Source organism: Streptomyces torulosus, assembly GCF_001419765.1.
Lineage (GTDB): Bacteria > Actinomycetota > Actinomycetes > Streptomycetales > Streptomycetaceae > Streptomyces > Streptomyces torulosus.
This window is the reverse complement of the sequence record NZ_LIRK01000528.1, coordinates 1-5,671: the sequence shown is the minus strand read 5'-3', so window position 1 is coordinate 5,671 and position 5,671 is coordinate 1. Positions and strand designations below refer to the sequence as shown.

At 71.5% G+C, this 5,671-nt stretch carries 4 protein-coding genes; all 4 read right to left on the bottom strand.

The genetic code is table 11. The annotated features are described in order from the left end of the window. Positions 1 to 516, bottom strand: a 516-nt coding sequence (locus tag AOK23_RS50565; RefSeq protein ID WP_240496659.1) for a substrate-binding domain-containing protein, incomplete at its 3' end; no start/stop codon positions are given. Between the two features lie 626 nt (positions 517 to 1,142). After that, positions 1,143 to 2,633, bottom strand: a complete 1,491-nt coding sequence (locus tag AOK23_RS32095) for an FAD-binding protein (RefSeq protein WP_055716074.1) — start codon at positions 2,631 to 2,633, stop codon at positions 1,143 to 1,145. 343 nt (positions 2,634 to 2,976) lie between these two features. Then, a complete protein-coding gene (locus AOK23_RS32090; protein ID WP_206336350.1) occupies positions 2,977 to 4,290 on the bottom strand; it encodes an MFS transporter in 1,314 nt (437 codons plus the stop codon). After that, positions 4,287 to 5,671 (bottom strand): GMC family oxidoreductase N-terminal domain-containing protein (locus AOK23_RS32085; RefSeq protein WP_206336348.1); only part of this gene is annotated, 1,385 nt, incomplete at its 5' end. The genes AOK23_RS32085 and AOK23_RS32090, both read right to left, overlap by 4 nt.

Sequence of the window (5,671 nt, the reverse complement as noted above, 5' to 3'; positions counted from 1 at the left end):
GAACAGCTCGATGTTGAACGGACCCTTGCCGTCCTCCAGGCCGAGCTCGTCGATGATGTAGCGGGCCTGGAGTCGGCCGACCTGCTCGTTGTCGAAGGACACGTAGTAGTCGACGTTCTTCGTGTCGAGGATCAGCCGGTCGTAGGAGATCACCGGGATCTCCGCGTCGGCGGCCTTCTTGAGCACGCTGTCCATCGACTTGTTGTCGATCGCCGCGATGATCAGCGCGTCGACGCCCTGCTCGATCAGCTTCTCGATCTGGGCGACCTGCCGCTTCGGGTCGTCGTCGCCGTAGACCAGCGTGGTCTTGTAACCCTTGCCGGCGAGGTCGTCCACGACGCTCTTGCCGTCGGTGAGCCAACGCTCGGAGGCCCGGGTCGGCATCGCGACGCCGATGGTGCCGCCCTCGGAACCGTCCGCCGAAGCTCCCCCGTCGTCCTGACCGCACGCGGACAGGGTGAGGGCGAGCGAGACGGCTCCGGCGATCGTGGAGAGGGCGGCTCTTCGGGTGTGCATGTGATCGTTCCTTGTTCTTCTCGTCGTTGAGAGCAGTACGGCTTGTCAGCTGTCGATGCGGCGCTGCCTGGGGAGGGCAGAGCGAGACCGAGCCGGCCGCGCCGTGAGGGCCGGGCTTCGGCAAGCGTGATCGAGGCGCGGGCCACCCGGCATCCGGGGTCCGCCGGCTCCCGTGCTCCCTGTGCCGATGCGCACCGGTACGTACGTCGGGCCGCGCCACGGCGTTCCGGCCACGGGGCGGCTGATTCCGGGGATGCGCAGGACACTTGCCTTTCAAACCGTTCGATATGTCGTCACACGGTCGAATGTTTGCGTGACCATAGGGACACGGTGCGCATGATGTCAACGGGGTGAACAGGAACGGTTACGCAAAGGTGAAGGGTGAGGGGCTCCGGTGACGGACGTGACCGAGGTTCCCTACTGGGGCGAATGAGGCGCCCGGAGGGGCGGACACGGGGCTCCGACCAGGGGATCCCCGTGTCCTGAAGTCGCTCATCGCGGGATCCGTCCCGCGACCGCGCGCCGCGACCGGAGGCGCGCGGTCTCATGCCGGTGTCCGGTCGCGGGTAGTCGGAGTCGGGCGGGCCGCACCCGGTGTCCGGCCGCGGGCGGCCCGAGTCGGACGGTCAGAAGATGCCCGGGCCGGGGGTGAGGATGCCCTTGGGGTCGTAGCGGTTCTTCCACGCCACGAGTCGCGGCCACATCGAGCCGTAGTGGGCCTGCCAGTCGGCCTGGGTGAACGGGCACGCGCCGTGCGGGTAGCGGGTGCCGCCGACGGCCGCCGCCCGCTGGTAGAGCCGGTAGTTGCGGTCCGTCATCCGCGACGCGAAGTCGGGGTCGGGGCCGGATCCGGCCGAGTCGGTCAGGACGCTGACCAGCCACACCCAGGGGCCGCCCGAGGCGCCGGGCAGCCGCAGCAGCGGCCGTCCGTAGGTCGAGCGCAGCATCGGGAAGATCAGGCCGAACCCCGTCGGGCCCAGATCCTCCGGCGTCAGCGACGGGAACACCGAGGAGACGAAGTCCTCGACGGCGTCGTCCGGCAGGAACAGGTCCAGCCACGGCTTGACCTTCGCGTCCCAGCCCAGGTTCGCCGCGAACGAGTCGTACATGCGGGTGACCAGGAGGATGTAGTCGAGGAAGCCGTAGTCCTCGAAGGCCGCGCCCGCCGCGGCGGGGCTGAGGCCGCGCAGCAGGTACGACGCGTCGGGCGCGTCACCCGCGTCGTGGAAGACGGTGGCCCACAGCGTCAGCGGCTGCGCCGTGCCGGGCTGCGGAATGCTGCCGAGGGAGTCGAACTCACCGCGGTTCGCCAGGATCCTGACGTCCCGGAAGAACGCGGCGACGTCCGTGTACCCGATCCGGTACGTACGGGCCGACTGCTTGGCAGGCACCAGGTCGACCGTCGCCCGTGTGATCACACCGCACTGGCCGAGTCCCCCGAGCGCCGCCTCGAACAGGTCGGTGTTCTGGGTGCCGGAGCACTGCAGCAGCTGCCCGTCGCCCGTGACCACCTCGAGCTTGCGGGCGTGGTCGACCTGGGCGCCCGCCCGGTACGACGACATCATCCCGATGCCGCCCATCGAGAGGGTCCCGCCGACGGTGGTCCCGAGGTAGCTGGTGATCGACGCCGGTCTGAGGCCCCGTCGGAACGCCGCCTCGACGAGGTCCTTCCACAGCACGCCCGCGTCGACGTCGGCGCTGTCGGTGCCGATCGAGTGGATCGTGTGCAGCGACTCCATCTCGATGACCAGCCCGCCGCTGACGAGCGGTTGACCGAACATCGCGTGATGCGCGCCGGCCGGCGCGGTCTTGATGCCGTGGGCCGAGCAGTAGGCGAGCATCTTCCGGATGTCCTTCACCGAGCCCGGTCTGAGTACCGCGCACGGTGTTCTCACGAAGATGTTGCCCTGGTCACGGGAGTTCGCCGCGAGGGCGTCCGGGTCGAACGTGAGGGTGCCGTCGAGGGACGGGGCCGCGGCGAACGAGGCACTGTCGGCGGCCTCGGCCACCCACTGGCGTCCGACCAGGTCGAAACCGGCCACGAGCGCTACGGTCCCGGCCCCCAGCCGGGACAGGAACCGACGTCTGTCGAGCTGACCTTGTTCTGTACGTGACATACCAGCCTCCCTGGTGTTGGCGCGGCGCATCGTCGGCACACCCCAGCGGGTGTGCCGTGTCGCAATCTGCGGGTGACTTCAGCCGTTCACGGGTGGCAGTGGTGCGGTCCGGACCTCGACGCGGCGAGGTGACGGAGTGTCTCGACCCGTGTCCTGACCGGGTCGGCGCTTCTCACTCATGGCGATCTTCCCCCTGAACTGTCCCCGGGCTCATCATGGCCAAAGACAGCCTGTCGCGCGAGAGTTGAATCGTGCTCAGAGACCGGTTTGCGGTCATTGGCGCACTGATTCGTGAAGAGATCGCGGGGGGATGCGGGGGGCGGGTGGCGATGTCGTGGTGACGTCACCTCCTGTGGGGTGAGGCGGCCTGGTCCTGCCCCCTCGGTCGCGTGGTCCTGTCGATCCACATCGACGAGGCCAGGCACAGCAGCGCGATCACGCACAGCACGAGGGGCACGGAGCGCGCTCCCGCCCACTGGATCATCGCGCCGAGTGCGGGGCCCGCGGCGACGCCGCCGAGCATGGAGGCGGCGATCACATGGGCACTGGCGCTGCGCGCCATGGGGACGGTGCGGGTGAGCCAGGGCAGGCCGGTGGGGAAGACGGGGGCGATGAACAGCCCCACACCCGCGTACATGTACGGGGCCAGGGCGGGCACCGTCGCCGCCGCCAGACAGACCGCCATGCCCGCGCAGCTGATGTTGATGATGACGTGTTCCGGCCAGCGCAGGGTGAGGGGGACCACCAGGAACCGACCGACCGTCATCATCAGCCAGAAGACGGAGGTGGCCGACGCGGCGAAGGCCGAGCCGTAGCCGACCGACTCCAGATGCGTGGGTTCCCAGCCGCCCACCCCGGCCTCGACGCCCACATGCAGGACGTACAGGACGACGAAGGCCAACAGCAGGAACCGGACACGGGCCCGCGCCGGGGCGGCGGGCCGTGCGTCCGCCGCCCCGTCCGGCGCCCGGACCGGCGCCGGGCTCCTGTCCCGTACGCCGCGCAGGAACAGCAGCAGCGCCGCCGACACCAGCCCGCAGCCCGCGAACACGACCGTGTAGCGGTCCGAGCCCAGCAGACCGATCAGGGCGGGGCCCGCCACCGCGCCGATACCGAAGAACGCGTTCAGGACGTTGAGCATGGCGGTGCTGCGGGAGCCGAAGCCCACGGCGAAGAGCTGGTTGAGTCCGTAGTCGATGCCGCCGAAACCGAGGCCAGCGAGGAACGCGGCGGCCAGCGCCAGGGGCCAGGCCGGGGCGAGGGCGAACGCGAGGGAACCCGCCGCCATCAGCGCGTACGAGACGCCCAGGAGGAGACGGTTGCCGACCCGGTCGTGGACCCGGTTGAAGGCGAGCACGCCGCCCACCCCGCCGATGAAGTGGGCGGTCAGCCCGACCCCGGCCGCGGCCGGCGACAGCCCGAACTCCTCGCGCAGCGCGGGGATCGCGGGCCCGTAGAACGACTGCAGCGCGCCGATCAGGGCGAACCCGACGCAGGACGCGACCAGGGCGGGCACGCTGAACAGCCGCACCTGCCCGGCACCCGCTCCGGTCCGACCTCCACCCTTGTCGGCCTCCCCCTCCCCGCGGCCCTCGCTCCCGGCCGCCGGGCCCTCGCGCGGGGCCTCGACCGCGCCCGTCGTCCGCTGCTCCGTCATGTGCCCGTCTTCCCTTCCTGCTCGTTGAAGCGGGCGACGATCTCGTGGGCGAACGCCATGATCGTTCCCTGGGGGCTGATGCCGGTGACGCCCGGCAGGACACTCGCGTCGCAGACCCGCAGCCCGTGGAAGCCGTACGGCCTGCCGTACGCGTCGCACACCCCGCCCCGGTCGGCGCCGCCCATCCGCGCCGACGCCATGCCGTGCACCGACACCAACTCCCAGTCGCCCGGCGCCACACGCCGGCAGAACTCCTCGACCTCGGACATCCCGGTGAGGGACGGCGCCGAGGACACCGGCGGCGTCACCTCCACGGCACCCGCCGCGAACAGCAGCCGCGCACCGAGTCGGAACGCCTCGCGCAGCGCGCTGTGGTCGACGGCCGTCATGCCGTGCCGCAGCAGCACCCCACCGCCCGGCAGGGCCCGCACGCTCGCGGTGCCGTGCAGCCGCACCTGGGTGGTGTAGACGCCCAGACGGTCGAAGTCGGCGAGGAAACGCTCGACGTCGCCGGGGGAGCGGCCCGCCAGCGCGGCGGCGAGCGCCCCGCGCGACACGTTCGACGGCATCATCAGCACGCCCAGGTCCCCGAACTCCTTCAGCTGCGCGGTGAAGATGGTGCCGCGCTCCGCCGCCACCTCCTCACGGAAGCGCGCCACCGTACGAAGGTTGACGTGCAGCGCCAACTCCCGTCCCGCCCGCCGGTGTTGGACACGGCTGCGCTGGAGCAGCGCGGGCGAGCCGAGCGGACCCGCCGCGAGGAACACCGCCCGCGTCCGGTACACGGTGCGGGTGCCGTCGGGGTCGGCCGCGAGCACCCCGGTCACCGTGCGCCCGTCGTGCAGGACGCGCAGCACCCGGGTGTCCGGGCGGATCCGGGCGCCCAGGGCCTCGGCCCGCGGCAGATAGGTCACGGCCATGCTCTGCTTCGCGCCGGACGTGCAGCCGGTGGTGCAGCGGTTGCGGTGCGCGCAGCCCCGCACCGCGCGGTGGGCGTGCTGCCACTGCCAGCCGAGGAGGTCGGCCCCCACTGTCAGCAGACGGGAGTCACGGTTGTCCTCTTCGCCGCCGTGCCCCTGCACGATGGTGCCGAGACGGCTGTGGACCGTCTTGAGGTGCGGGGCGAGGTCGGCCGCCCGGTAGCCGTCGAGGCCCGCGACCGCCGCCCAGCGGGCGAGCAGCGCGGGCGGCGGCTCCCACAGCAGGCCCCCGTTGACCAGGGTCGTCCCGCCGACGGCGCGCCCCTCGCCGTACGCGATGGTCGGTGACCCGAAGACCGGGGTCAGCCCGCCGTTGCGGTACAGGGTGCGCATGTTCTCGGCCGGGCTCGCCCCGGCGAGCCCGGCCGAGAACATGCGCACCCTGTACCGCAACGGCGGGC